The organism is Methylobacterium jeotgali (assembly GCF_022179345.1).
GTDB classification, from domain to species: Bacteria; Pseudomonadota; Alphaproteobacteria; order Rhizobiales; family Beijerinckiaceae; genus Methylobacterium; species Methylobacterium jeotgali.
In genome coordinates this window covers 17,783-39,948 of the sequence record NZ_BPQR01000012.1, presented here as the reverse complement: position 1 = coordinate 39,948, position 22,166 = coordinate 17,783, and the positions used below count along the sequence as shown (strand labels likewise).

The window sequence follows — 22,166 nt, the reverse complement described above, 5'->3', positions numbered from 1 at the left end:
CTCAAGACATTGCTTTCAGGATCGGCACGATGGCTGCGAACTCCCTCAGGTCCGCCCTCGGCGCGCGCCGCCGCCGCTTCGTGCTCGAGCGCCCGGTGGACGATCCGGACGGCTTCGGAGGCCGGGTCCGCCGCTACGTCGACGGGCCTCTGCTGTGGGGGGCCCTGAGCCCGCTCTCGCGGGCAGAGCGCCTGCGCGGGGGCCGTTCCGACGTGGTCGCCACCCACCGCATCACGATCCGCGCCCGCCACGGAGTCGGACCGCCGATGCGCCTGAAGTCCGGCTCTCGGCGCTTCGCCATCCGCGCCGTCACCGACCCCGACGAGCGGGGCCGCGACCTCGTCTGCGAGGTCGAGGAACTCATCGAGGCGAACGGGGAGGGCAGCCCGTGACGAGCCCGATCCTGGCGCTGCGCGCCGCCCTCCTGGCCCGTCTCTCCGGGGACGCGGCGCTCGCCGTCCTGATGGGCGGCACCGTTCAGGTCTACGACGAGCCGCCCCGCGGAGCCGTTCCGGTCTACGCCCTGTTCGGCGATGCCGAGGCCCGCGACGACTCCGTCGACGGCGCCGGCCGCTACCTTCTCAGCCAAGCCCTCGCCGTCGTCGCCCGGCCGGGCTCGGCGGGCACCGCGCTCGCCGCCGCCGCGCGCATGGCGGCGCTGCTCGCCGATCTCGGGCCCGATCTCCCCGGGCATGTCCTGATCCGGCTCCGCATCCGCTCCGTCTCCGCCGCCCGCGACGAGCGCAGCGGCGAGGCCCGCGCGAACCTCCTCATCGAGGCCGTCGCCGAGACCGCCTGACCCTCTCTCATCCGGAGCCAGCCATGAGCGCCCAGAAAGGCAAGGACCTGCTCGTCAGGGCAGGGAACGGCAGCGGCGGCTTCGTCGCCGTCGCGGGGCTACGCGCCCGGCAGATCGCCTTCAACGCCGAGACCGTGGACGTGACGAACGCCGATTCCGCCGGCCGCTGGCGGGAGCTTCTCGCCGGCGCCGGGGTGCGGCGCGCCGCGATCTCCGGCTCCGGTGTCTTCCGAGACGAGGCCTCGGACCTGCGCCTGCGGCAGCTCTTCTTCGAGGGGCTGATCGAGACCTTCCAGATCGTCGTGCCGAGCTTCGGCACGCTGGAGGGGCCGTTCCAGATCGCGAGCCTCGAGTACCGGGGCGACCATGCCGGCGAGGTCACCTTCGACATGAGCCTCGACTCGGCCGGCGCCCTCTCCTTCACGGCGCTCTAAGGCGATGGCGAACCGGCATCGCGGGGAGGTCGATCTCGACCTCGGGGGCACCCGCTACACCCTCTGCATCACCCTCGGGGCGCTGGCCGAGATCGAGAGCGGCCTCGGCGGCGGCGATCTCGACGGCCTCGCCGCCCGCTTCTCGGATGGGCGGCTCGCCGGAAGCGACCTCATCGTCCTCCTCGGTGCAGCCTTGCGCGGCGGCGGCCACCCCCTCGACGACGCGGCCGTCGCCCGGCTGCCGCTCGCCGGCAGCCTCGACGCGATCGGCGCCGCGCTCGGCGCCGCCCTCACCCTCGCCTTCGGGGAGCCCGAGCCCCGCCCTTGACCCCCACGGGAGGAGCGGCGCCGGGGCCCACCCCCGCCTTCCCGTGGGACGACGCGCTGCACTTCGCGCTCAGTCGTCTCGGCTGGCGCCCCGCCGAGTTCTGGGCCGCGAGCCCCCGCGAACTCGCCGCCGCCATCGGTCCGTCCCGTCCCGTCATGGAGCGGGCCGGTCTCGATCGGCTGCTCGATGCCTTCCCGGATGAGGAAGAAAGTATTCAATAGCATAGAAGGATATCTAAAATGGTCGATTATGTGAACAAGTCCGGAGATACTATGACTGGAACTTTGTTTGTTCCGCAATCCTCTACGAGAAGTTCGGCGAACACGGGTTCGATCTGGAGCCAGCCTGGAGATGCTAATTACTCAGGTTATGCGGAATTTCGCGCGGGTGATAACAGTCGACACGGGTACATTGGCTACGCTCACAAGGATAATGGAATTATCCAGATCGCTGCCGAGAAGAGTGGAGGTCACGTTAATTTTTCGACTGGAACCGGTGCCGGTGGGCCGCGTGTCAATGGAAATGAAATCTGGCATGCCGGAAATTTCAATCCATCGCAGGCAGCGAATGCATTTGGCTGGCGCGATGCTAGCAAGTATGGCGTTCAAGCCAACACAGGTACTTCCCAGAATGCTAGCCTCGCGCTGGCTGAAGCTTCTCTGCCGGCAGATGGTGGTGTGATCGTTCTGCCTCCCGGTACCATCACGCTCGGTGATACCTTCACGTTCACGCGCCAGAATGTGACCTTGCTCGGATCAGGCAAGTACGCAACCTTCATCGATTGCACTCGACTTGATACAGACGTTATTTGTTTTAACGGAAATTATTCGGGTGTCAAAGATTGCGCGTTTAAAAGCAGTGCAGGAGATAGAACGAGTGGATATACAGTCAATTTGAGAGGCGCATATACTTTCTGCCGAGATGTAGATATTCGTCACTGCTTTCGTGGTATTCGAATGGGGCCAGTCGCGGGAAACTGTCTGGTACACAATAATACTATGACATTTATTGCGACCGGTAGTAATCGCGGCGCGATTGTCGTCGACAACCCGTCATATGGGCCATCAAACTGGATTAGTAACTGTACGATCTATGGCGATGGTAATGACCCGACCAGTAGTGGCCCGGTTGGTCCGCGCCCCGAGTTCGGAGTCCAAATCGTAAACTCCGGGGCAACGATGATCAACAACACGGACATTCTTGGTTTCTTCAATAATCTAATTATAAATCCCGGTAATGGACAGACGGCTCAAGCAACTTACTGCTCAGATGTCTATTTTGACAGTGGTCAGCGCGATAATATTTTGATTTCACCAAGCGGTAACGGATTTGTGTTCGAGACCTCTTTTTCGAACTGCTGGCTGACGAACACTCGATCAGAAAATTCCTTTGGCCTTCGTATCCTTGGCAACGGCGCAACAGGAAATTCCGGGCGCCCTGTGATGAATACCCGCTGGGATAATGGCATTATTGCAAGCACATCAAATAATCCCGGCTATGGATTTCTCGTTGAAGGAGTTGGATGTATCAACACGGTGCTATCGAATTCCACGGTGGCTGGGTGGGGTATCGGCGTATGTGTTGGAACCAATACGAGCCATGTCATGATCGTGAATAATATGATTGGAAAGTATCTGCCTTGGGATCCAAATAGAGCTAACAGCACCGGTCTGGCCCTTGTCGCCGGGAACGGGGGTTGGATCATGGCTAGGAACAACATGGTCTATGGGAATAATCAGGCATTCCTTAATCAAGGACCTACGGGCGGAAATAACTATGTTGATGGAAATCCAGGTATTTAGGAAGATATATCAATACGTGATGGTCTATTCCGTAGTATAAAGATATTATAATTAAGAAGTGTCGGCCGAGAAAGATATATTCTCGGCTGACATCATAGAAGGTGTGCGTAAAGTATTACCAAATTCAACCACGCTAAATTTAATGTGCTGTAATTATTTGGTTCCATGGAAGTATGATCATGATGGAACTTGACGCCGAACGCGCTACTGCCGCCCGCGCAAGACAACTCGAAGGGCTCGACCGGCTCGCGCAGCGCTTCGGGCAGAGCCTGACCAAGGCGCTCGCCGGGAATCTCGGGGCCGGGCGGCAGCTCGACGGCGTGCTGGGTTCGTTAGCGACCCGGCTCGGGAGCCTCGCCGCGCGGACCGCCGCGGCGCCGGTGCGGGCGGGGGTCGCGAGCCTCGTCAACGGCCTGCTCGGCACGGCCTCCGAGACGCCGGCGGCCTTCGCCCGGGGCGGGGTGCTGATGGGCGGGCGCGTGCAGCCCTTCGCGGCGGGCGGGGTGATCGCCGCGCCGACCTACTTCCCGATGCGCGGCGGCACGGGGCTTGCCGGCGAGGCGGGGCCGGAGGCGATTCTGCCGCTCCGCCGGGGCAGCGACGGCCGCCTCGGGGTCGCTGCCGGATCCGGTGGACGGCCGGTCGCGGTGACGGTCAACATCGCGACGCCGGACGCGGCGAGCTTCCGCAAGTCGGAAGCCCAGGTCGCCGCGAGCCTCGCCCGCGCCGTCGCTCGAGGGCAGCGCGCGCTCTGAAGACGCGGGATCGTTCCGAACACATCGCAAGGGGGCAGCATGGCCGGCGACTTCCACGAGGTGCGCTTTCCCCTCGACGTGTCCCTGCGCGGCAGCGGCGGCCCGGCCCGGCTGACCGAGATCGTGACGCTGGCCTCCGGGCGCGAGCACCGCAACAGCCGCTGGGCGGATTCTCGCCGCCGCTACGATGCCGGCTTCGGCATCCGCACGCTCGATGCGCTCCACGCCGTCATCGGCTTCTTCGAGGAGCGCCGCGGCCGGCTCTACGGCTTCCGCTACCGGGACCGGGTCGATTTCCGCTCCGGGGCGCCCTCGCAGGCGCCCGCCGCCGGAGACCAGCCGCTCGGCATCGGCGACGGCGCGACGCGGGTCTTTCCCCTCGCCAAGACCTACGGAAGCGGCGCGTTGCCCTATCGGCGCACCATCGCCAAGCCCGTCGCCGGCAGCGTGCGCGTGGCGATCGCCGGCATCGAGCTCGAAGCCTCCGCCTTCTCCTGCGATCCGGCGACAGGGCTCGTCGCCCTCGTCGAGGCGCCCGGCCCGAGCCAAGCCGTCACCGCCGGCTTCGAGTTCGACGTGCCGGTCCGCTTCGACACCGACGAGATCACCGTCAACCTCGAGGCCTTCTCGGCCGGCGAGATCCCGAAGGTGCCCCTCGTCGAGATCGTGCCCTGAGGATGACATGCGCGACATCGGCCCCGCCCTCGCCGCCCGGCTCGAAGCCGGCGCCACGACGCTCTGCCGCTGCTGGACCCTGCGGCGGGCCGACGGCGCCGTCCTCGGCTTCACCGACCACGACCGCGACATCCCGCTGAACGGCACGCTGCACGCCGCCCGCACCGGCCTTGAGGCGGCGGAGGCGAGCGCCGAGCTCGGCTTCGCGGTCTCCGGCGGCGACGTCTCCGGGGCGCTGACCTCGCTGGGGCTCACGGAGGCCGATATCGCCGGGGGCCTCTACGACGGGGCGAGCGTCGAGACCTGGCTCGTGGACTGGTCGGAGCCGTCCGCGCGGCTCCTCCTCGACGTGGCCCGCATCGGCGAGGTCCGCCGGGCGGGCACCGCCTTCGTCGCCGAATTGCGCGGGCTGATGGACGAACTCGACGTCGAGCGCGGGCGCACCTACCGCGCCACCTGCGACGCCGAGCTCGGCGACGGGCGCTGCCGGGCCGACCTGACGGCTCACCGCGCGGCGGGAACGGTCGCCGAGGTGATCTCGCCGGTGCTGGTCCGGGCGGCGCTTTCCGTCGGCCTTGCGGAAACGGGGCTCGCCGGGGGGCGCCTCGTCTGGACGACGGGCGCCAATGCCGGCCGCGCCGCCGACATCCGCGGGGCCGGCGAAGGCGGCATCGAGCTTTGGGAGGTGCCGCCGCGTCCGGTCGCGCCGGGCGACGGCTTCTCTCTCACGCGGGGCTGCGACAAGAGTCTCGCCACCTGCGCCGGCACCTTCGCGAACGCGGTGAACTTCCGGGGCTTCCCGCACATGCCCGGCAACGACTTCGTCGTCCGCCCGGCCCCGAGCGCCGGCACCACGCTCGACGGCAGCAGCCTGTTCCGCGGCTAGAGTTGGTCCAGGAGAAGTGGAAGCCGGTTCTCCGTCAGGACCAACGATCCAACAAGACCCTAGCTCAAGCCTCGTTGGCGGCGGTTCCGCAGGCCCGCAGGCGCTCCGCCACCAGCGCCTGCACCCGCCAGAGATGGGGATCGTGGATGCCGAGCTCGGCGCAGGCGCGCACCGTGCGCAGCAGGTATTCGGCGCTGGGGCCGAGATGGCCGCAGGCCGCGGCGATCCGCTCGGCGGTCTCCGCGTCGCTGAGACGGCCGGTGTAGCGGTCTCCCGCCCGGTTCACGACGAAGGTCAGCGCCCGCACCGGCCCGTCCCCCGTCTCGACGGTGACCCAGCGGCCCTCGTAGCCGAGACCCTGCATCTCGCGCCGCCAGACCGGCATCAGCGCCGCCCGCGGGTCGAGCCCGGCGAGGCGGAACGCGACGCCCTTGCATGAGCCCCCTCGGTCGAGGGCGAGCACCAAGCCCGGCCGCTCCCGCGTGCCGCGGAACCGGCGCTGGAGCAGGCAGAACCGGCGGTGGAAGCCGTGCACGGTGCCCACGCGTCGCGCGTCGAAGGCGAACTCCGGCTTCCAGAGCAGGGAGCCGTAGGCGAACACCCAGAGCCCCTCGCCGGGCGCGTGGCCGGCGAGCATCCGCTCCAGGCCGGGGCCGAGCTCCTCCTCCGAGAGGAGCTTCAGAGCGGTCTCGTCGTCGGCGACGGCGCCCGGATGGGCGCGGGCGATCAGGTCGAAATCGAGGCTGAGAGCCTCCTGAAGCGATCCCTTCGGCATGACGCCAGGGGACCATCCCGCGGCGCCCGCTGCAAGCGTGGCGCGGCCGGCACGAGAGGATTCGGTGACATGGACGGGTCGGCGCGCATCGTGGCGGAAGCGCGGGCCTGGATCGGCACGCCCTACCGGCACCAGGCGTCGCTGAAGGGCGTCGGCTGCGACTGCCTCGGTCTCGTGCGGGGCGTCTGGCGGGCCTGCCTCGGGTCGGAGCCGGAGGCGCCGCCGCCCTACGGTCCGTCCTGGGCGGAGTCGGCGCCCGCCGGCTCCGAGCCGCTCGTCGATGCCGCCCTGCGCCATCTCCTGCCGGGGCCGCCGATCACCCCCGATTTCAAGCCGGCGGCCGGCACGATGCTGCTTTTCGCCTTCCGAGCGCATCTGCCCGCCCGCCACTGCGCCATAGCCACGGGCGAGGGCTGCATGGTCCACGCCCATGACGGGGCCTGCGTGGCCGAGGTTGCGCTCTCGGGCTGGTGGCGCCGCCACCTGCGCGCGGCCTTCCGCTTCCCCGAACCCGACGAGAGGAGCCCCGCATGGCGACGCTGATCCTGTCGACGGCGGCGAGCGCGGTCGGCACGGCGCTGGGCGGCCCGATCGGCGGCGCCATCGGAAAGGTCGTCGGCGCCGTCGCGGGCAGCGCCATCGACAGCGCCCTGTTCGGGACCGATGCCAGCCCCCGCCGGGTCGAGGGTCCGCGCCTGTCGGAGGTCGCCGGCCTCTCCTCGACGGAGGGTGACCCCGTGCCTCGCGTCTACGGCCGGGCGCGGATCGGCGGCACCCTGATCTGGGCGACGCGGCCGCTCGAGGTCGCCAACACCACCGTCGAACGCTCCTCCACCGGCGGCAAGGGCGGGAGCGGAAGCAAGACGGTCCGGACGGCCTACGCCTACTACGCCAATCTCGCGGTCGGCCTCTGTGAGGGCGAGATCGCGTATGTCCGGCGCGTCTGGGCGGACGGGGCCGAGCTCGACCTTTCGGCGATCACCTGGCGCCTGCACCGGGGCGGAGCGGACCAGGCGCCCGATCCGCTCATCGTCGCCAAGGAGGGGGCGGAGCGCGCGCCGGCCTATCGCGGCCTCGCCTACGCCGTGTTCGAGCGCTTGGCCCTCGCCGACTACGGCAACCGGGTGCCGCAGTTCGCCTTCGAGGTGGTGCGGCCCGTCGAGGGGCTGGCGGGGATGATCCGCGCCGTCGACCTCATCCCCGGCTCGACGGAGTTCGGCCTCGACCCGGCCCCCGTGAGCGAGGATGGCGGGCTCGGCACCACGAAGCCCGCCAACCGCTTCCAGTTCCAGCGCGGCACGGACGTGCTCGCCTCCCTCGACGCCCTCCAGGCGCTGTGCCCGAACCTCAAGCGCGTCGCGGTGGTCGCGTCCTGGTTCGGCAGCGATCTCCGGGCCGGCGCCTGCACCATCGTCCCGAAGGTCGATTCCGCGCTGAAGAAATCGGCCGGCGACGCCTGGTCCGTGGCGGGTCTGACGCGGGAGACCGCCGACGTCGTCTCGACGGCGCCCGGCGGCGGTCCCGCCTATGGCGGCACGCCCTCCGACGCGGGGCTCGGCCGGCTCGTGGCGGAGCTGCACGGGCGCGGCCTCGCGGTCGTGCTCTACCCCTTCGTGATGATGGACGTGCCCGCCGGCAACGCCCTGCCGAACCCCTATGCGCCGGGCGGTCCAGGCCAGCCCGCCTATCCCTGGCGCGGGCGCATCACCTGCTACCCGGCGCCGGACACCGCCGGCAGCACGGACGGGACGGTGGAGGCCGCCCAGCAGGTCGGCGCCTTCTTCGACGGCCCTTCCGGCTATGCGGCGATGCTGCTGCACTACGCCGATCTCGCCGCCGGCTGGGCGGCGGGGGGCGCGCCGCTCGCGGGCCTCATCCTCGGCAGCGAGTTCCCCGGCCTGACCCAGGTACGCGACGAGGCGGGCGGCTACCCGGCGGTCGCCTCCTTCCGCTCCCTCGCGTCGGCCGTCCGCGCCCGTCTCGGAAGCGGTACCGCCTTGGTATACGCCGCCGACTGGACCGAGTACGGCGCCCATGTCCGCGACGGCGGCGCCACGGTGCGCTTTCCCCTCGATGCGCTCTTCGCCGATCCTGCCATCGACGCGGTCGGTATCGACTTCTACCCGCCGCTGAGCGACTGGCGGGAGGGCCGCGACCACGCCGACGCGGGCCTCGCGGACGCCGTGACCGACACTGCCTATCTCCGCTCCCGCCTCGGCGCGGGAGAGGCCTTCGACTGGTACTACGCGAGCGGGGCGGACCGGGCGGCGCAGGTCCGCGCCCCGATCACCGACGGCGCCTACGGCAAGCCCTGGATCTACCGGGCGAAGGACCTCGTCTCCTGGTGGTCGAACCCGCATGTCGAGCGCGACGGCGGCGTCGAGACCCGCACCACCGCCTGGGTGCCGTGCTCGAAGCCGATCTGGCTCACCGAGATCGGCGTGCCCGCCGTCGACAAGGGAACCAACGGCCCGAACGTCTTCCCCGACCCGAAATCCTCTGAGAACGCCGCCCCGCCCTTCTCGACGGGCCGCCGCGACGACCTCATCCAGGCCCGGGGCCTCGAAGCGATCATCGGTCGCTTCGACCCCGCCGCGCCGGGCTTCGTGGAGGCGCACAATCCGGTCTCGTCCTTCTACGGCGGGCGCATGGTGTCCCCCGAGAGCGTCTTCGTCTGGTGCTGGGACGCGCGGCCCTTCCCGGCCTTCCCGGACTATTCCGAGGTCTGGGCGGATGCCGGCAACTGGTCGGTCGGCCACTGGATCACCGGCCGCGTCGAGGGGCTCGACCTCGCCCGCCTGATCGCGGCGATCCTGGCCGATCTCGGCGTCTCCGCGCCCGCCGCGATCGCGGCCGACGCCTTCCTCGACGGCTACGTGCTCGACCGGCCGCTCTCCGCCCGCGGCGCCCTGGAGCCCCTGGCCCAGGCCTTCGGGCTCGACGTCTCCGCGAGCGGCGGACGCCTGCGCTTCCGCGGCCCCGGCCTCGCGCGGGCCCTGCCGCTCTCGGCGGGCGAGCTCGTCGAGAGCGGTGACGAGCCGACGCTCCGCCGGATGCGCGCCGAGGAGAGCGCGCTGCCCCGCTCCGTCGAACTGGTCTTCGGCGATAGCGAGAGCCCGGAGTATCGCCGCGCCTCCGCCGCGGCCTCGCGGCCCACCGGCGGCCGGCGCCGGGAGACGCGCCTCGACCTTCCCGTCGTCACGCGGCGCGGGGCGGCGGAGGCGCTCGCCGAGTCGCTCCTCGACGCGGCCATCGCCGGGCGGGAGACGGCGGCCTTCGCGGTGAGCCCCCGCCGTCTCGACCTGGAGCCCGGCGATCTCGTGACCCTGCCGGGCGGGACGGCGCACCGCATCCTCCGCATCGAGGACGCGCCGGCCGGCCGCCGCATCGAGACCCGCGCGGTGTCCGAGCCCGGCCGGGCGCCGCGCCCTCGGGACGGCGAGGGGCAGCCGCCCCGGCGCACCCGTCCCGCCTTTCCCGGAAAGCCCTTCGTGGTCCCCCTCGATCTCCCGGCGGATCGGGGGGAGCCGACGATCCTCCAGCATCTCGCCGTCGCCGCCCAGCCCTGGCCCGGCGCGCTGGCCGTCTGGCGGGGCGAGGGTGAGGCTGGTCCGCTCGCCTTCCACCGGCTCGTGGAGCACGGGGCCTGCCTCGGGCGCACCCTGAGCGAGCTGCCGCCGGGCCCGCTCTGGCGCTTCGATCGGGGTCACGCCCTCGACGTCGATCTGCGCAACGCCGGCACGCTCGCGAGCGCCGACGAGGCCGCCGTGCTGGCGGGCGCGAACCTCTTCGCCCTCGTCGCGCCGGACGGCACCGTCGAGATCGTCGCCGCCGCCGTGGCGGTTATGACCGGCGCCGGCCGCTTCCGTCTCGCGTGCCTGCTCCGGGGCCTGGCCGGGAGCGAGGCGGCGGCCTCGCGGCCGACGCCCGCCGGCAGCCTGATCGTGCGCCTCGACGAGGCGGTGGTGCCGCTGGTGGACCGGCTCGACGAGACCGGCCGTCCGTTCCGCTACCGGGTCGGCCCCGCCGACCGCGACCCCGGCGATCCGGCTTTCACCGAGATCGCCGCCACCGCCGGCATCGAGGCGCTGCGGCCGCCGGCGCCGGTGCATCTGCGCGCCCGGCGCGGGCCCGAGGGCGTGCGCTTCACCTGGATCCGCCGTGCCCGCCGGGCAGCGGATGCCTGGGAGCCTGCCGACATCCCTCTCGACGAGGCGGCCGAGCGCTACGCCCTCGACATCCTCGGCCCCGGCGGCGCCGTCCTGCGGACGCTGACCGTCGCGGAACCTGCCGCGCTCTACCCGGCCGCCGACGAGGCCGCGGATTTCGGCGCTCCGCAACACGCGATCGAGGCGGCGGTGGCGCAGGTCGGCGCGGTCGCGGGCTTCGGGCCTCGCTGCCGTGCCCGCGTGCCCGTCCGCGCCGGTTGAGACCAGGAGCACACGCATGTCGCAGACGACCCGCAACCTCGCCCTGCCGCTGATCGCGGCGGGGCAGGCGCAGAAGCACGTCACCCACAACGAAGCGCTGACCCTCCTCGATGCGCTGGCGCAACTCGCCTGCCTCGACCGGGACCTCGCGGCGCCGCCCGTAAACCCGGCCGAGGGCGACCGCTATATCGTCGCGGGGCCGGCGCCGACCGGGGCCTGGGCGGGGCTCGCCGGTCAGGTCGTGCGCTTCGAGGACGGGGTCTGGGCGGCGTCCGCGCCCCGGCCGGGCTGGATCGCGTATCTGATGGACGAGGGCGCGCTCTGCGTCTTCACCGCCGCCGGCTGGACCGGGCTCGGAAGCGCGCTGGGCGGCGCCGCGAGCCTCGCCGGGCTCGGAATCGGCACGCAGGCGGATGCCGGCAACCCCTTCGCGGCGAAGCTCAACGCCGCCCTGCTCACGGCACGCGCCCCGGGCGAGGGCGGCAGCGGCGACCTGCGCTTGGTCCTTAACAAGGAGGCGAGCGGAAACGCCCTCTCGCTCCTGTTCCAGAAGGGTTATTCGGGCCGCGCCGAGATCGGGCTCGCAGGCGAGGACGCGCTGTCGGCCAAGGTCTCGCCGGACGGATCGGCCTGGACCGGCGCCTGGCGGATCGACCCTGCCACCGGCTTCGTCGGCTTCGGCGCCGCCGCCTCACCCGGTGCCGGGGCGCCCGCCGCTCCGGTTACGGCGGCATCCCAACCGGGCTCCCCGGCGATCGAGATCGCGAGCCACGCCGCGACCGGTGCGCCGGAGGCCGTGCTGCGCGCTCGTATCGGTCGCGGTACGTCCTCATCGCCCGGCGCGCTCGCGGCCGGGGACCGGCTCTTCACCCTGGCCGGCCGCGGCTACCATGACGGCGGCGCCTATTCGGGGGATGCCGTCTCCCTCGGGGCCTACGCGGAAGAGGGGTTCGCGGCCGGGGCCCGCGGCACCGCCATCGAGTTCCAGACCACCGACCTCGGCTCGACCGTTCGGCGTCCGGTCCTGCGGCTGCGGGCCAACGGCGCCCTGGAGCTTCAGCCGCGGGCAGGCGTTCCGGCCGCCGGGGCGAGCGCCGGGCAGATCGTGTTCGACAGCACGGCGAGCGCCTTCCGCGCCTATGACGGCGTGGGATGGCAGCGGCTCGGCAATCCGGTCCGCTTCTGTGCGGCGACGAATTTCGACAACTACCTCGCCGCCGATGCCTGGACGCGGGTGCAGTTCAACGAGGCGGCGATCAATGGGCAGGGAGCCTTCGACGCGGGGACCTCGCGCTTCGTGGCGCCGGAGGCGGGGGCCTATCTATTCGGGCTGAGCCTCGGCTACCGCCGCAACGGCACGTCGTCGCCGGCAGGCTTCGAGGCACGCTTCCGACGCAACGGCGTGGCCGAGGCCGGGCGCTGCGCCGTGCCGGCCCCCGTCGACGGGCTCGGCACCCTGGTGCTCACAGCGATGCTCGGCCTCGCGGCGGGCGACCGCGTCGAGGTCTTCGCACGCATGAGGGGCGCCGACGGTTATGCCGCCGGCGCCGAGTCGCAGTTCTGGGGACACGCCCTCGGGTGAGGGCGGCAGGTCCGCTCAGTACGGATAGCCGTAGTAGTACCCCGGCGCCGGCCGGTCGTATTCGCGAACCGGGCGCCCGTAGGTGCGGGTGTAGGGATTGAAGCGCGGCTGCGTGTAGTTGCCGTTGTTCACCCCCGCCGAGCGGTCGTTGCCGCTCTGGGCCGCGTAGGGCGAGAGCCCGCTTCCGGAATTGCTGTTGCCGGCGAGCGCCGTGCCGGCGCCGGCGAGCGTCAGGGCCGCCACCGCGGCCAGCATCGTTCCCGTCCTCATCATCCTCTCTCCTCGCGGAAGGTCGTGCCGGATCAAACGGCCGTCGCCGCCGGGCGTTCCGGGCCGCACCGTCGCGGCCTCCGCCACACCGCTTCCCAACCTCACCGGAGATCGACCATGGAGCTCAGCGCCATCGGCAGGGCAGTGCTCGTCGCGCGGGAAGGCGCGCGGCTCGAGGCCTATCGCGACTCGGTCGGCGTCTGGACGATCGGCGTCGGTCACACCTCGGCGGCGGGGCCGCCCACCGTGCGGCCGGGCCTGACGATCACGCCGGAGGAATGCGAGGCGATCTTCGCGCGCGACGTCGCGCGCTTCGCCCGCACCGTGGCGCAGGCGGTGCCGGAGGATCTGCCGGACCACGCCTTCGACGCCCTGGTCTCGCTCTGCTTCAACATCGGGCAGGGGGCCTTCCTGCGCTCGACGCTGCTGCGGCGCCTCCGGGCCGGCGACCGGGCGGGCGCGGCCGAAGCGATCCTGATGTGGAACCGCCCGGCCGCGATCCTGCCCCGCCGGCAGGCCGAGCACGACCAGTTCCTCACGCCCTACGCCACCGCGATGCCCTGCGCCCGTCGCGGGGATACCGGTCCCGTCAACGCGCCGCGCCCGGCGCGATCCGCGGAGCGTCGGCCCCTGCCGCGCGGCCCGGCTCCGGTGGCGCCGCGGCGACCGGCGGAGCCCCCGGCTCCGCCACGCTCCGGCCTCGCCGCCCTCTGGCGCTGGCTCCTGCGCCGCTGACGCCTCCGAACCGCCCGAAAGGATATCCGATGCGCCCTCTCGCCCTCTCCCTCGCCCTGCTCGCGTGGTTCGTCGCCGTGCCAGCGGCCGCCGCCGAGACCGCTGCCGTCGCGCTGCCCTGGGGGGATGCGCTCCTCCCCGTCCTACAGGGCCTCGCGAGCGCCGCCGTGCCCTTCGCTGCGGCGGCGGTGACGGCGCTCGTCGCGCGGCTGGCGGGGCCGCTGCGCCTGTTCGTCACCGCGACTCTCGTCGAGCGACTCGTCCGCAACGTCACCGACTTCGCGCTGAACGCCGTGGCGGGCGCCGTGAAGGGCCGCACGCTCACGATCCCCCTCGGCTCGGCGGTCATCGCCCGCGCGGTCCAGCGAGCCGCCGACCAGGCGCCGGGCTGGCTTCTCCGCCAGGCCGGCGGCATCGAGGGGCTCGCCGAGAAGGTCTTCCGCAGCCTGCCGCTCGAAGAGGCGGCCACCGTCGGCAACACCCTGCGGCCGGCGGTCGAGGCCGGCCGGCGCCTCGGCGCCACGCGTCGTCCGGCAGGCTAGGGACGCTTGGGCTTCGCCGGAGGGGGCGCGCGATGGAGAAGATCGCCATGGAGGCAGCCCGCCTGCTCTTCGCGGACGGGGGCGCGGGCTGGGTGGTCGCGGTCCTCCTCGGTCTTGCCTGCCTGCACCTCTACCGGGAGAACCTGCGCGTCCTCGAGGCGCGCATCGACGACACCGGCGCCACGGCCACCGCCCTGGAGCGGGCCTCGCAGACCAACGCCGCCGTCGCCGCGGCCTTGGAGAGCCGCACCCGCGTGCTCGAGGACCTGTCGCGGCTCTCCGCAGAGATCGCGCGCGGCATCGACCGCAACGACGAGCGCGTGCGCGACCGCTTCGAGGAGCTGACGCGGGCGCTGACCGAGCTGCGCCGGGCGGGCGCCGCGTGAGGAGGCGGGGAGGCGGAGATGCGGGCAGGCGGGATCGAGCGGCCGGCGGCGTCGGGGAACGCCCGCCTCAGGGGTCGGGCGGCGGCGGGCCGGCTGGAGGCCGCGCGCCGGCAGTTCGAGCGCTCGACCGTGGCGCTGCGGCGGGCGGCCTTCGACCACGTCGATCGCCAGATCGTGCTGAGCACGGCCCTGCGCGCGAGCCTCGACCGCTTGTCGGAGCGTTGAGCGTCTCGCGATTCACATGCGCGCGAGCGATCGGCTGGAACCGGTTGCCGGGCTCGGCCGTAAGCTCTGCCCGCGTCCCTATTCAGGGCGCATTCAGTGCCCTCGGCCGACAGTGGCGACAGATGCGTTACCTCCTCGCCCTCCTTGCAGCCGGCCTTTCGGTCACGGCCTTCGTCGCGGGCGAGACCGGCACGCAGGCGGAGGAGACCGCGCCCGCCGTGCAGGCCGTCGCCGATAGCGGGCCGCGGGTCGAGAGCTGCCTTTCGCCCGCCGATCTGCGCGAGGCGGTGGCCGAGCGGCAGGTGATCGAGCCCGTGGCCGCGATCCGCGCCGCGCGCACCGTGATCCCGCGGGCCGAAATCCAGCGGGCCCAGCTGTGCCGCCACGCGGAGGGGCTCGTCTACATGCTCACGGCCTTGCGCAGGGACGGGCGTTTCGTGCACGTCGTCGTCGACGCCAAGACCGGCGCCGTGGCAGGACAGTACTGAGGCGGGGCGCCGCCGAACCGGAGTATCGCTAGCCGTGCGTCTGCTCGTCGTCGAGGATGACCGAGACATCAACCGGCAGGTGGTCGCTGCGCTGGAGGAGGCCGGCTACGTCGCCGACAAGGCCTTCGACGGCGAGGAGGGCGGCTATCTCGGCGAGAACGAGCCCTACGACGCCATCATCCTCGACATGGGGCTGCCCAAGGCCGACGGGGTCAGCGTCCTGCAGAAGTGGCGCCGCGCCGGCATCAAGACGCCGGTGATCATCCTCACCGCCCGCGACCGCTGGTCGGACAAGGTCGACGGCTTCGATGCCGGCGCCGACGATTACGTCACGAAGCCCTTCCACATGGAGGAGCTGATGGCCCGCGTCCGCGCGCTCCTGCGCCGCACCGCCGGGCACGCCACGAGCCAGATCGCCTGCGGCCCCGTCACCCTCGACACCCGCTCCGGCCGCGTCTTCGTCGACGGCATCCCGGTGAAGCTCACGAGCCACGAGTACCGGCTGCTCTCCTACCTCATGCACCATACCGGCCGGGTGGTGTCCCGGGCGGAGCTGACCGAGCACCTCTACGACCAGGATTTCGACCGGGACTCGAACACCATCGAGGTCTTCGTCGGCCGCCTGCGCAAGAAGCTCGCCGTCGACCTCATCCAGACCGTGCGCGGCCTCGGCTACCTCGTCGACCCGAGCCAGCCCGCGCCGAGGGTGTGACGATCTCTGAAAGCCCGCAGCCGATCCGGGGGGCGCTCCCTTGAACGGCCTGATCGGCGCCCTCTCCCTGCGCCGCCGCTCCATCGCGGTGCGCCTCGCCGTCTCGGCGCTGCTCGCCTCGACCGCGATCCTGCTGATCGCCGCCCTGGTGCTGACGACCCTCTACCGCGAGAACACCGAGCGGGCCTTCGACAGCCGGCTCCTCGTCTTCGCCAACAACCTGGCCACCGATCTCGTCTCGCCGAACGAGCCCGAGAGCCGCACCTTCTCGCTGGGCGATCCGCGCTTCGACCTGCCCCTGTCCGGCTGGTACTGGCAGGTCGGCAAGCAGGACGCCAAGCCGCGGGACCTGCGCACCTCCCGCTCCCTCGTCGGCGTGCCGCTGAAGCCCGCCACCGATCCCGACGGCAAGGCCGGCGTCGGACAGATCCGCCAGGGCTACGGCCGCGCCCAGGACGATCGCCTGCTGCGAATCATCGAGCGCGACGTCGATCTCGCCTCGGACGGGCGCTACACGGTGCGCGTCGCCGGTCCCGCCGACGAGATCGTCAACGATGTCGACCGCTTCCGCGCAGCCCTGTTCGTCACCTTCGGCGTGCTCGGCGTCTTCCTTGCGGCCACGACCCTCCTCCAGATCCGCTTCGGCCTGGCGCCCCTCTCGCAGCTGCGCACGGCGCTCGGCGCCATCCGCCGGGGCGAGGCCGACCACATCACCGGCGACTACCCGCGCGACATCGCGCCGCTCGCCGGCGAGGTGAACCTGCTGATCGACACGAATCGCGAGATCCTGGAGCGGGCCCGGACCCAGGTCGGCAACCTCGCCCACGCCCTGAAGACGCCGCTCTCGATCATCGTCAACGAGGTCGGCGCGGCGGACGCGCCGGACGAGCTCGCCGCCAAGATCCGCGAGCAGGCGGCGGTGATGCGCGATCAGGTCAACTACCATCTCGACCGGGCGCGGGCGGCGGCGCTGGCGGGCACGCTCGGCACCTCGACGGAGGTCGAGCCGGCGCTGGCCGGGCTGGTGCGGACCTTCGGCAAGATCTACCGCGACAAGGACATCGCCTACGACGTGCAGGTCTCAGCCGGCCTGCGCTTCCGGGGCGAGCGGCAGGATTTCGAGGAGATGGTCGGCAACCTCGTCGACAACGCCTCGAAATGGGCGAAGGGCCGCGTCGCCATCCGCGCGGCGGCCGTGGCCCAGGACGCCTATCCCCATCTCCAGATCACCATCGAGGATGACGGGCCCGGCCTGCCCCCGGAGGCGCGGGAGGCGGTGCGGGCGCGGGGCCGGCGCCTCGACGAGACGAAGCCCGGCTCCGGCCTCGGCCTCTCGATCGTGGCTGATCTCGTCGCCCTCTACCGCGGGCGCTTCCGCCTGGAGGAGGCCGATCTCGGGGGCCTGCGCGCGGTGATCGAGATTCCCGGCGATGCGCCGTCCGGAACCCCCCACCATTGATTTCCGGGCTCTTTTGTCGTCTTCGCGGGAATGCGGGACGCCTCGCGTGACACCGTGTCGCCGAAGGGCCACGTCGTGGCGGGCGCCGGGTGCCGCTACATCAGAGCCGGACGCTCGAGGTCCGTCAATCCGGGAGTCCGAGTGTCGGCGATCTGGTTCATCCTGCCCCTGATGACGGGCGCCGCCGTGCTGCTCCTGCTGCGCCCCATGGCCCGCCGGGGCGGCCACGCGGAGCCTGCCCGCGCCTCGACGGAGACGGCCTTCTACGAGGATCAGCTCCGCGAGATCGAGCGCGACCTCGGCCGCGGGCTGATCGCGCCGAGCGAGGCCGAGGCGGCGCGCACCGAGGCGGCCCGGCGGCTCCTGCGGGCGAGCCGGGCGCCGGCCGCCGGCGAGGCGCCGGGCCTCGCCGAGCCGCATCTGCGCCAGCGCCGGGCGGCCTCGGCCTTCGCGCTCTCCACGATCCCCCTCGTCGCGCTCCTCGCCTACGGTCTCTACGGCTCGCCGAACCTGCCCGCGCAGACCGCCGCCGACCGCGAGGCCGCGCAATCGGGCAGCCAGGACCTGATGAAGGCGATCGCCCAGATCGAGGCGCGGCTCGCGAGCGACCCCGGCGACGTCAAGGGATGGTCGGTGCTGGCGCCGGTCTACAAGCGGCTCGGCCGCTTCGACGACGCGGCCCGCGCCTACGCGAACGTCGCCCGCCTCGCCGGCGAGAACCCGGCGGTGCTCGGCGACTGGGGCGAGGCGCTCGTCGCCGCGGGCAACGGCGTCGTGCCTGAGGACGCCGCGAGCCTGTTCGAGCGGGCGCTCGCCCTCGATCCGAAGGCGGCCAAGCCCCGCTTCTATCTCGCTCGCATGGCCGAGCAGAAAGGCGACACCGCCGGCGCCGTCGCCCACCTCACGGCCCTCGCGGAGGCCGGGCCGGCCGACGCGCCCTGGCAGCCCCTGGTCCGCGAGAGCCTCGCGCGCCTGAAGGCGGAGCCGGCGCCCGCCGCGGGGGAGCCGCCTCCGCCGCAGGCATCCTCCGATCCGTCCGCCGCCATCCGCGGGATGGTCGAGGGGCTCGATACGCGCCTCTCCAAGCAGGGTGGCAGCGCCGACGAGTGGCTGCGCCTCGTGCGCTCGCGCAGCGTGCTCGGCGAGCGCGACAAGGCGGTCGAGACGCTCTCCCGCGCCCGCGCCGCGCTCGCCGCCGACGCGGGCGCCCTCGACCGGCTGAACGCCCAGGCCCGCGAGCTCGGCCTCGAGAGCGGCGCGTCGGCGCCGGCCGGCAAGGCCGAGGGGGCTCGCACCGCTCCGCCTCCGGAGGCCGCCAAGGGCGAGGATGCCGCCCGTGCCGAGACCGACGCGGCGGTCGCGGCGGTGCGGGCGATGCCTCCGGCCGACCGGGACGCGGCCATCCGCGGCATGGTCGCGAGCCTCGACCGGCGCCTGACCGCCAAGGGGGGCAGCGCCGACGAGTGGCTGCGCCTCGTGCGCTCCTACAGCGTCCTCGGCGACCGAAAGCAGGCGAGCCGCACCATCGACCGCGCCCGGATGGCGCTGGCGGCCGATCCCGCTTCCGTCGCCCGCCTCGACGCGCTGGCCGCCGAGCTCGATCTTCATGGCGAGGGCCGCAAGCCCTGAGGCGCCGATGCGCAGGCCCCTGACAATCGGTCCCGGTCGCGGCTCTTGACCCGGACCGCGGCTGCGCCGACACCCTCACAGGATAGAACAATGTCAGGGAGCGCTCCGGCGTCCCGGCACGGGCAGGGTGGGGGAGACCGCAAACCGTGACGCGCAAGAGCCGCCGTCTCGTCGTGATCGCCGCGTGCGGTGCCGTGCTCGCCCTGGCGCTCGGGCTGATCCTGTCGGCGATGAGCGGCTCGATCGTGTTCTTCCGCTCGCCCAGCGAGGTCGCCGCGCAGGCCGTCCAGCCGGGCGTGCGCTTCCGCATCGGCGGCCTCGTGAAGGACGGCTCCCTCCAGCGCGGCGCCGACCAGAGGGTCGCCTTCGCCGTCACCGACACCGCCGCGACCGTCGAGGTCGCCTATCAGGGCCTGCTGCCCGACCTGTTCCGCGAGGGGCAGGGCGTCGTCGCCGAGGGGACCCTCGACCCGACCGGCGTCTTCCGGGCCGACACCGTGCTCGCCAAGCACGACGAGCGCTACATGCCGCGTGAGGTCGCCGACGCGCTGAAGGCGCAAGGGCGCTGGCAGGAGGGCGAGGGCAAGAGCCCTCCCGCGCAGGCCGCCGCGCCCCGCGAGAGCGCGGCGGGCATGCCCGCGACCCTCGGTCCCCGCAGCGAGCGGTAGAGCCACCGATGATCGTCCACCCCAGCAGCGAACGGAACCGCACCGCGTGATCGTCGAGATCGGGCATTTCGGGCTGGCGCTCGCCCTGGCCCTTTCGCTGGTCCAGGCCGTGATGCCGGCCTGGGCGATGCGCAGCGGCGATCCGGCGCTGCGCGGCGTCGCGACCGCCGCCGCGCTCGGCGCGTTCTTCTGCGTGGCGCTCGCCTTCGCGGCGCTCACCTACGCCCACGTGACCTCGGACTTCTCCGTCCTCAACGTGGTCGAGCATTCCCACACCACGAAGCCCCTGATCTACAAGGTCTCTGGCGTCTGGGGGAACCATGAGGGCTCGATGCTCCTCTGGCTCCTGATCCTGGTCCTGTTCGGCGGCCTCGTTGCGCTGTCGCGCCGCTCGGTGCCGGCGGTGCTGCGCGCGAACGTGCTCTCGGTGCAGGGCGCGGTCGCCTTCGTGTTCGGGCTGTTCATCGTCGCGACCTCGAACCCGTTCACGCGGGTCCGGCCGGCGCCCATCGAGGGCAACGACCTCAACCCGCTCCTCCAGGACATCGGCCTCGCGATCCACCCGCCTCTGCTCTACCTCGGCTATGTCGGCTTCTCGATCACCTTCGCCTTCGCGGTGGCGGCGCTCATCGAGGGACGCATCGACGCCGCCTGGGCGCGGGCGGTGCGGCCCTGGACGCTCGCCGCCTGGAGCTTCCTGACGCTCGGCATCGCCATGGGCTCCTACTGGGCCTACTACGAGCTCGGCTGGGGCGGCTGGTGGTTCTGGGACCCGGTCGAGAATGCCTCGCTGATGCCCTGGATCGCCGGCACCGCCCTCGTCCACTCGACGGTGGTGATGGAGAAGCGCGACGCCCTCAAGGTCTGGACGGTGCTCCTCGCCATCCTCACCTTCTCGCTGTCGCTTCTGGGCACCTTCATCGTGCGCTCCGGCCTTCTGACCTCGGTGCACAGCTTCGCCAGCGACCCCTCCCGCGGCATCTTCATCCTGGCGATCCTGGTGCTCTTCATCGGCGGATCGCTGACGCTGTTCGCCTGGCGGGCGCCGCTCCTGCGCCAGGGAGGGCTGTTCGCGCCGCTCTCCCGCGAGGGGGCGCTGGTGCTCAACAACCTGTTCCTGGTCGCCGCCTGCGCCACGGTGCTCGTCGGGACGCTGTATCCGCTGCTCCTCGAGATGGCGACGGGCGAGAAGATCTCGGTCGGGCCGCCCTTCTTCAACGCGACCTTCCTGCCGCTCGCGGTGCCGCTGCTGCTGCTGGTGCCCTTCGGGCAGCTGCTGGCCTGGAAGCGGGGCGACGTGCTCGCTGCCGCGCAGCGCCTCTACGCCGCCTTCGGGCTCGCGCTCGTCGTCGGGATCGTGGCGCTCGCCCTCACCTGGGGCGGTCCGGTGCTCGCTCCGATCGGGGTCGGGATCGGCGCCTACCTGATCCTCGGCGCCGCGACCGAGATCGCCGCCCGGGCCCGGGGGCAGGGGCGCAACCGCTCCCGCACGCCTCTCGCGATCTGGCGCCGGGCGAGCGGCCTGCCGCGCTCGGCCTGGGGCACGGCGCTGGCGCATGCCGGCGTCGGCGTGGCGGTGATCGGCATCGCCGCGCAGGGCTGGGCGACGGAAGGGCTCGGGACGCTGCGCCCCGGCCAGAGCCTCGCCTCCGGCCGCTACGTCGCGACGCTCGAGCGCGTCGGGCCGCGCTCGGGACCGAACTACGAGGAGACCGTCGCGACCCTGCGCATCCGCGACCGCGCCGGCTCCGAGATCGGCACCATCGAGACCGGCAAGCGCTTCTACCCGAGCCGGCGCATGACCGTGACCGAGGCGGGCCTGCTCACGGTCGGCACGAGCCAGGTCTATGGCAGCCTCGGCGAAGTGCAGCCCGACGGCAGCATCGGCATGCGCCTCTACGACAAGCCCCTGGTGCTCCTGATCTGGATCGGCTCGCTGATCATGGCGGCCGGCGGCGGGCTGTCGCTCACCGACCGCCGGATGCGGGTCGGGGCGCCGGCCGCTGCGCGCGCCCGGCCGCTTCCTCCGACGGCGGTCCCCGCCGAATGAGGGCGCGCGTTCTCTTGTGGCCGGCGCTCGCCCTCCTGGCGCTGCTGGCCGGCGTCACCATGGCCGCCGCCGTCCAGCCCGACGAGGTTCTCAAGGACCCGGGCCTGGAGCACCGGGCGCGGGGCATCTCGGCCGGCCTGCGCTGCCTCGTCTGCCAGAACCAGTCGATCGACGATTCCGACGCGCCGCTCGCCAAGGACCTGCGCGTGCTCGTGCGCGAGCGTCTCCAGGCCGGCGACAGCGACCAGCAGGTCGAGGACTACGTCGTCGGCCGCTACGGCGAGTTCGTGCTGCTGCGGCCGGTCTTCGCCTGGCACACCCTGGCCCTTTGGGCGACGCCCATCATCGTGCTGCTGCTCGGCGCTTTCGGCGTCCGGCGCCTTCTCGCGAACCGGGCGCCCGCCAGGTTCGATCACCTGTCGGCATCCGAGGAAGCGGAACTCCAGCGCCTCCTCAAGCGCGAATAGACGCTGAGATATGCACTGAAGTGCCGTATACGGTGTCATAACGCACGAGTTATGCTTAGACAGCATTTG

The 22,166-nt window shown here is 71.8% G+C and carries 25 protein-coding genes; 23 read left to right on the top strand and 2 right to left on the bottom strand.

Features of this window, described 5'->3' with window-relative positions; genetic code table 11:
* Nucleotides 1–29: 29 nt before the first annotated feature.
* The 9 genes from MFF04_RS04215 (at nucleotide 30) to MFF04_RS04175 (ending at nucleotide 5,679) form a co-directional block, all read left to right on the top strand.
* Nucleotides 30–392, top strand: coding sequence for a phage head closure protein (locus MFF04_RS04215; protein ID WP_238274221.1), 363 nt, complete (start codon nucleotides 30–32; stop codon nucleotides 390–392).
* A complete protein-coding gene (gene gp17 / locus MFF04_RS04210) occupies nucleotides 389–799 on the top strand; it encodes a tail completion protein gp17 (RefSeq protein ID WP_238274220.1) in 411 nt (136 codons plus the stop codon). The genes MFF04_RS04215 and gp17 overlap by 4 nt, the downstream gene beginning before the upstream one ends.
* Before the next feature lie 23 nt (nucleotides 800–822).
* Nucleotides 823–1,233 carry a phage major tail protein, TP901-1 family gene (locus tag MFF04_RS04205; protein WP_238274219.1) on the top strand — a complete coding sequence of 137 codons (411 nt, stop codon included), beginning with the start codon at nucleotides 823–825 and terminating at the stop codon, nucleotides 1,231–1,233.
* Nucleotides 1,234–1,237: 4 nt separating this feature from the next.
* Nucleotides 1,238–1,561: a gene transfer agent family protein gene (locus MFF04_RS04200; protein ID WP_238274218.1), complete on the top strand. Its 324-nt coding sequence runs from the start codon at nucleotides 1,238–1,240 to the stop codon at nucleotides 1,559–1,561.
* Nucleotides 1,558–1,782, top strand: a complete 225-nt coding sequence (locus MFF04_RS04195; protein WP_238274217.1) for a phage tail assembly chaperone — start codon at nucleotides 1,558–1,560, stop codon at nucleotides 1,780–1,782. Before MFF04_RS04200 ends, MFF04_RS04195 begins: the two co-directional genes overlap by 4 nt.
* Before the next feature lie 18 nt (nucleotides 1,783–1,800).
* A complete protein-coding gene (locus MFF04_RS04190; protein ID WP_238274216.1) occupies nucleotides 1,801–3,363 on the top strand; it encodes a right-handed parallel beta-helix repeat-containing protein in 1,563 nt (520 codons plus the stop codon).
* Nucleotides 3,364–3,542: 179 nt separating this feature from the next.
* A complete protein-coding gene (locus tag MFF04_RS04185) occupies nucleotides 3,543–4,118 on the top strand; it encodes a phage tail tape measure protein (protein ID WP_238274215.1) in 576 nt (191 codons plus the stop codon).
* Nucleotides 4,119–4,157: 39 nt separating this feature from the next.
* The gene (locus MFF04_RS04180) at nucleotides 4,158–4,793 is read left to right on the top strand and encodes a DUF2460 domain-containing protein (RefSeq protein ID WP_238274214.1); all 636 of its coding nucleotides are present in this window, start codon (nucleotides 4,158–4,160) and stop codon (nucleotides 4,791–4,793) included.
* A gap of 7 nt (nucleotides 4,794–4,800) precedes the next feature.
* Nucleotides 4,801–5,679 (top strand): phage/gene transfer agent baseplate hub protein, encoded by an 879-nt coding sequence (locus MFF04_RS04175; protein WP_238274213.1) that lies wholly within the window; start codon nucleotides 4,801–4,803, stop codon nucleotides 5,677–5,679.
* Between the two features lie 64 nt (nucleotides 5,680–5,743).
* On the opposite strand, the gene MFF04_RS04170 is transcribed toward MFF04_RS04175, so the two are convergent.
* On the bottom strand, nucleotides 5,744–6,454 hold the full coding sequence (locus tag MFF04_RS04170) for a gamma-glutamylcyclotransferase (RefSeq protein ID WP_238274212.1): 711 nt from the start codon (nucleotides 6,452–6,454) through the stop codon (nucleotides 5,744–5,746).
* Between the two features lie 69 nt (nucleotides 6,455–6,523).
* Between MFF04_RS04170 and MFF04_RS04165 the strand changes: the two genes are divergently transcribed.
* From MFF04_RS04165 to MFF04_RS04155, 3 genes are read left to right on the top strand one after another with little or no spacing between them, the layout of a single operon-like run.
* Nucleotides 6,524–6,997 (top strand): C40 family peptidase, encoded by a 474-nt coding sequence (locus MFF04_RS04165; protein WP_238274211.1) that lies wholly within the window; start codon nucleotides 6,524–6,526, stop codon nucleotides 6,995–6,997.
* The gene (locus tag MFF04_RS04160) at nucleotides 6,985–10,884 is read left to right on the top strand and encodes a baseplate multidomain protein megatron (RefSeq protein WP_238274210.1); all 3,900 of its coding nucleotides are present in this window, start codon (nucleotides 6,985–6,987) and stop codon (nucleotides 10,882–10,884) included. The genes MFF04_RS04165 and MFF04_RS04160 overlap by 13 nt, the downstream gene beginning before the upstream one ends.
* Before the next feature lie 16 nt (nucleotides 10,885–10,900).
* Nucleotides 10,901–12,466 carry a DUF2793 domain-containing protein gene (locus tag MFF04_RS04155; protein ID WP_238274209.1) on the top strand — a complete coding sequence of 522 codons (1,566 nt, stop codon included), beginning with the start codon at nucleotides 10,901–10,903 and terminating at the stop codon, nucleotides 12,464–12,466.
* A 15-nt stretch (nucleotides 12,467–12,481) separates the two neighbouring features.
* Here the strand turns inward: MFF04_RS04155 and MFF04_RS04150 are convergent, their stop codons facing one another.
* Nucleotides 12,482–12,739, bottom strand: a complete 258-nt coding sequence (locus tag MFF04_RS04150) for a hypothetical protein (protein ID WP_238274208.1) — start codon at nucleotides 12,737–12,739, stop codon at nucleotides 12,482–12,484.
* A gap of 114 nt (nucleotides 12,740–12,853) precedes the next feature.
* On the opposite strand from MFF04_RS04150, the gene MFF04_RS04145 reads away from it, so the two are divergent.
* The 11 genes from MFF04_RS04145 (at nucleotide 12,854) to MFF04_RS04095 (ending at nucleotide 22,097) form a co-directional block, all read left to right on the top strand.
* Nucleotides 12,854–13,471: a lysozyme gene (locus MFF04_RS04145; RefSeq protein WP_238274207.1), complete on the top strand. Its 618-nt coding sequence runs from the start codon at nucleotides 12,854–12,856 to the stop codon at nucleotides 13,469–13,471.
* Nucleotides 13,472–13,500: 29 nt separating this feature from the next.
* The gene (locus tag MFF04_RS04140) at nucleotides 13,501–14,013 is read left to right on the top strand and encodes a hypothetical protein (RefSeq protein ID WP_238274206.1); all 513 of its coding nucleotides are present in this window, start codon (nucleotides 13,501–13,503) and stop codon (nucleotides 14,011–14,013) included.
* Nucleotides 14,014–14,045: 32 nt separating this feature from the next.
* Complete coding sequence (locus MFF04_RS04135) at nucleotides 14,046–14,399, top strand: hypothetical protein (protein ID WP_238274205.1); 354 nt, start codon at nucleotides 14,046–14,048, stop codon at nucleotides 14,397–14,399.
* A gap of 18 nt (nucleotides 14,400–14,417) precedes the next feature.
* Nucleotides 14,418–14,624 (top strand): hypothetical protein, encoded by a 207-nt coding sequence (locus tag MFF04_RS04130; RefSeq protein WP_238274204.1) that lies wholly within the window; start codon nucleotides 14,418–14,420, stop codon nucleotides 14,622–14,624.
* A gap of 122 nt (nucleotides 14,625–14,746) precedes the next feature.
* Nucleotides 14,747–15,112: a PepSY domain-containing protein gene (locus tag MFF04_RS04125; protein ID WP_238274203.1), complete on the top strand. Its 366-nt coding sequence runs from the start codon at nucleotides 14,747–14,749 to the stop codon at nucleotides 15,110–15,112.
* 34 nt (nucleotides 15,113–15,146) lie between these two features.
* Nucleotides 15,147–15,824, top strand: a complete 678-nt coding sequence (locus tag MFF04_RS04120; RefSeq protein ID WP_238274202.1) for a response regulator transcription factor — start codon at nucleotides 15,147–15,149, stop codon at nucleotides 15,822–15,824.
* Nucleotides 15,825–15,864: 40 nt separating this feature from the next.
* On the top strand, nucleotides 15,865–17,283 hold the full coding sequence (locus tag MFF04_RS04115; protein WP_238274201.1) for a sensor histidine kinase: 1,419 nt from the start codon (nucleotides 15,865–15,867) through the stop codon (nucleotides 17,281–17,283).
* A 141-nt stretch (nucleotides 17,284–17,424) separates the two neighbouring features.
* A complete protein-coding gene (ccmI, locus tag MFF04_RS04110; protein ID WP_238274200.1) occupies nucleotides 17,425–18,912 on the top strand; it encodes a c-type cytochrome biogenesis protein CcmI in 1,488 nt (495 codons plus the stop codon).
* Nucleotides 18,913–19,058: 146 nt separating this feature from the next.
* Entirely contained in the window at nucleotides 19,059–19,580 is a 522-nt protein-coding gene (gene ccmE, locus MFF04_RS04105) for a cytochrome c maturation protein CcmE (protein ID WP_238274199.1), read from the top strand.
* Nucleotides 19,581–19,626: 46 nt separating this feature from the next.
* On the top strand, nucleotides 19,627–21,630 hold the full coding sequence (locus tag MFF04_RS04100) for a heme lyase CcmF/NrfE family subunit (RefSeq protein WP_238274198.1): 2,004 nt from the start codon (nucleotides 19,627–19,629) through the stop codon (nucleotides 21,628–21,630).
* A complete protein-coding gene (locus MFF04_RS04095) occupies nucleotides 21,627–22,097 on the top strand; it encodes a cytochrome c-type biogenesis protein (RefSeq protein WP_283206344.1) in 471 nt (156 codons plus the stop codon). The genes MFF04_RS04100 and MFF04_RS04095 overlap by 4 nt, the downstream gene beginning before the upstream one ends.
* The last annotated feature ends 69 nt before the right edge of the window (nucleotides 22,098–22,166 follow it).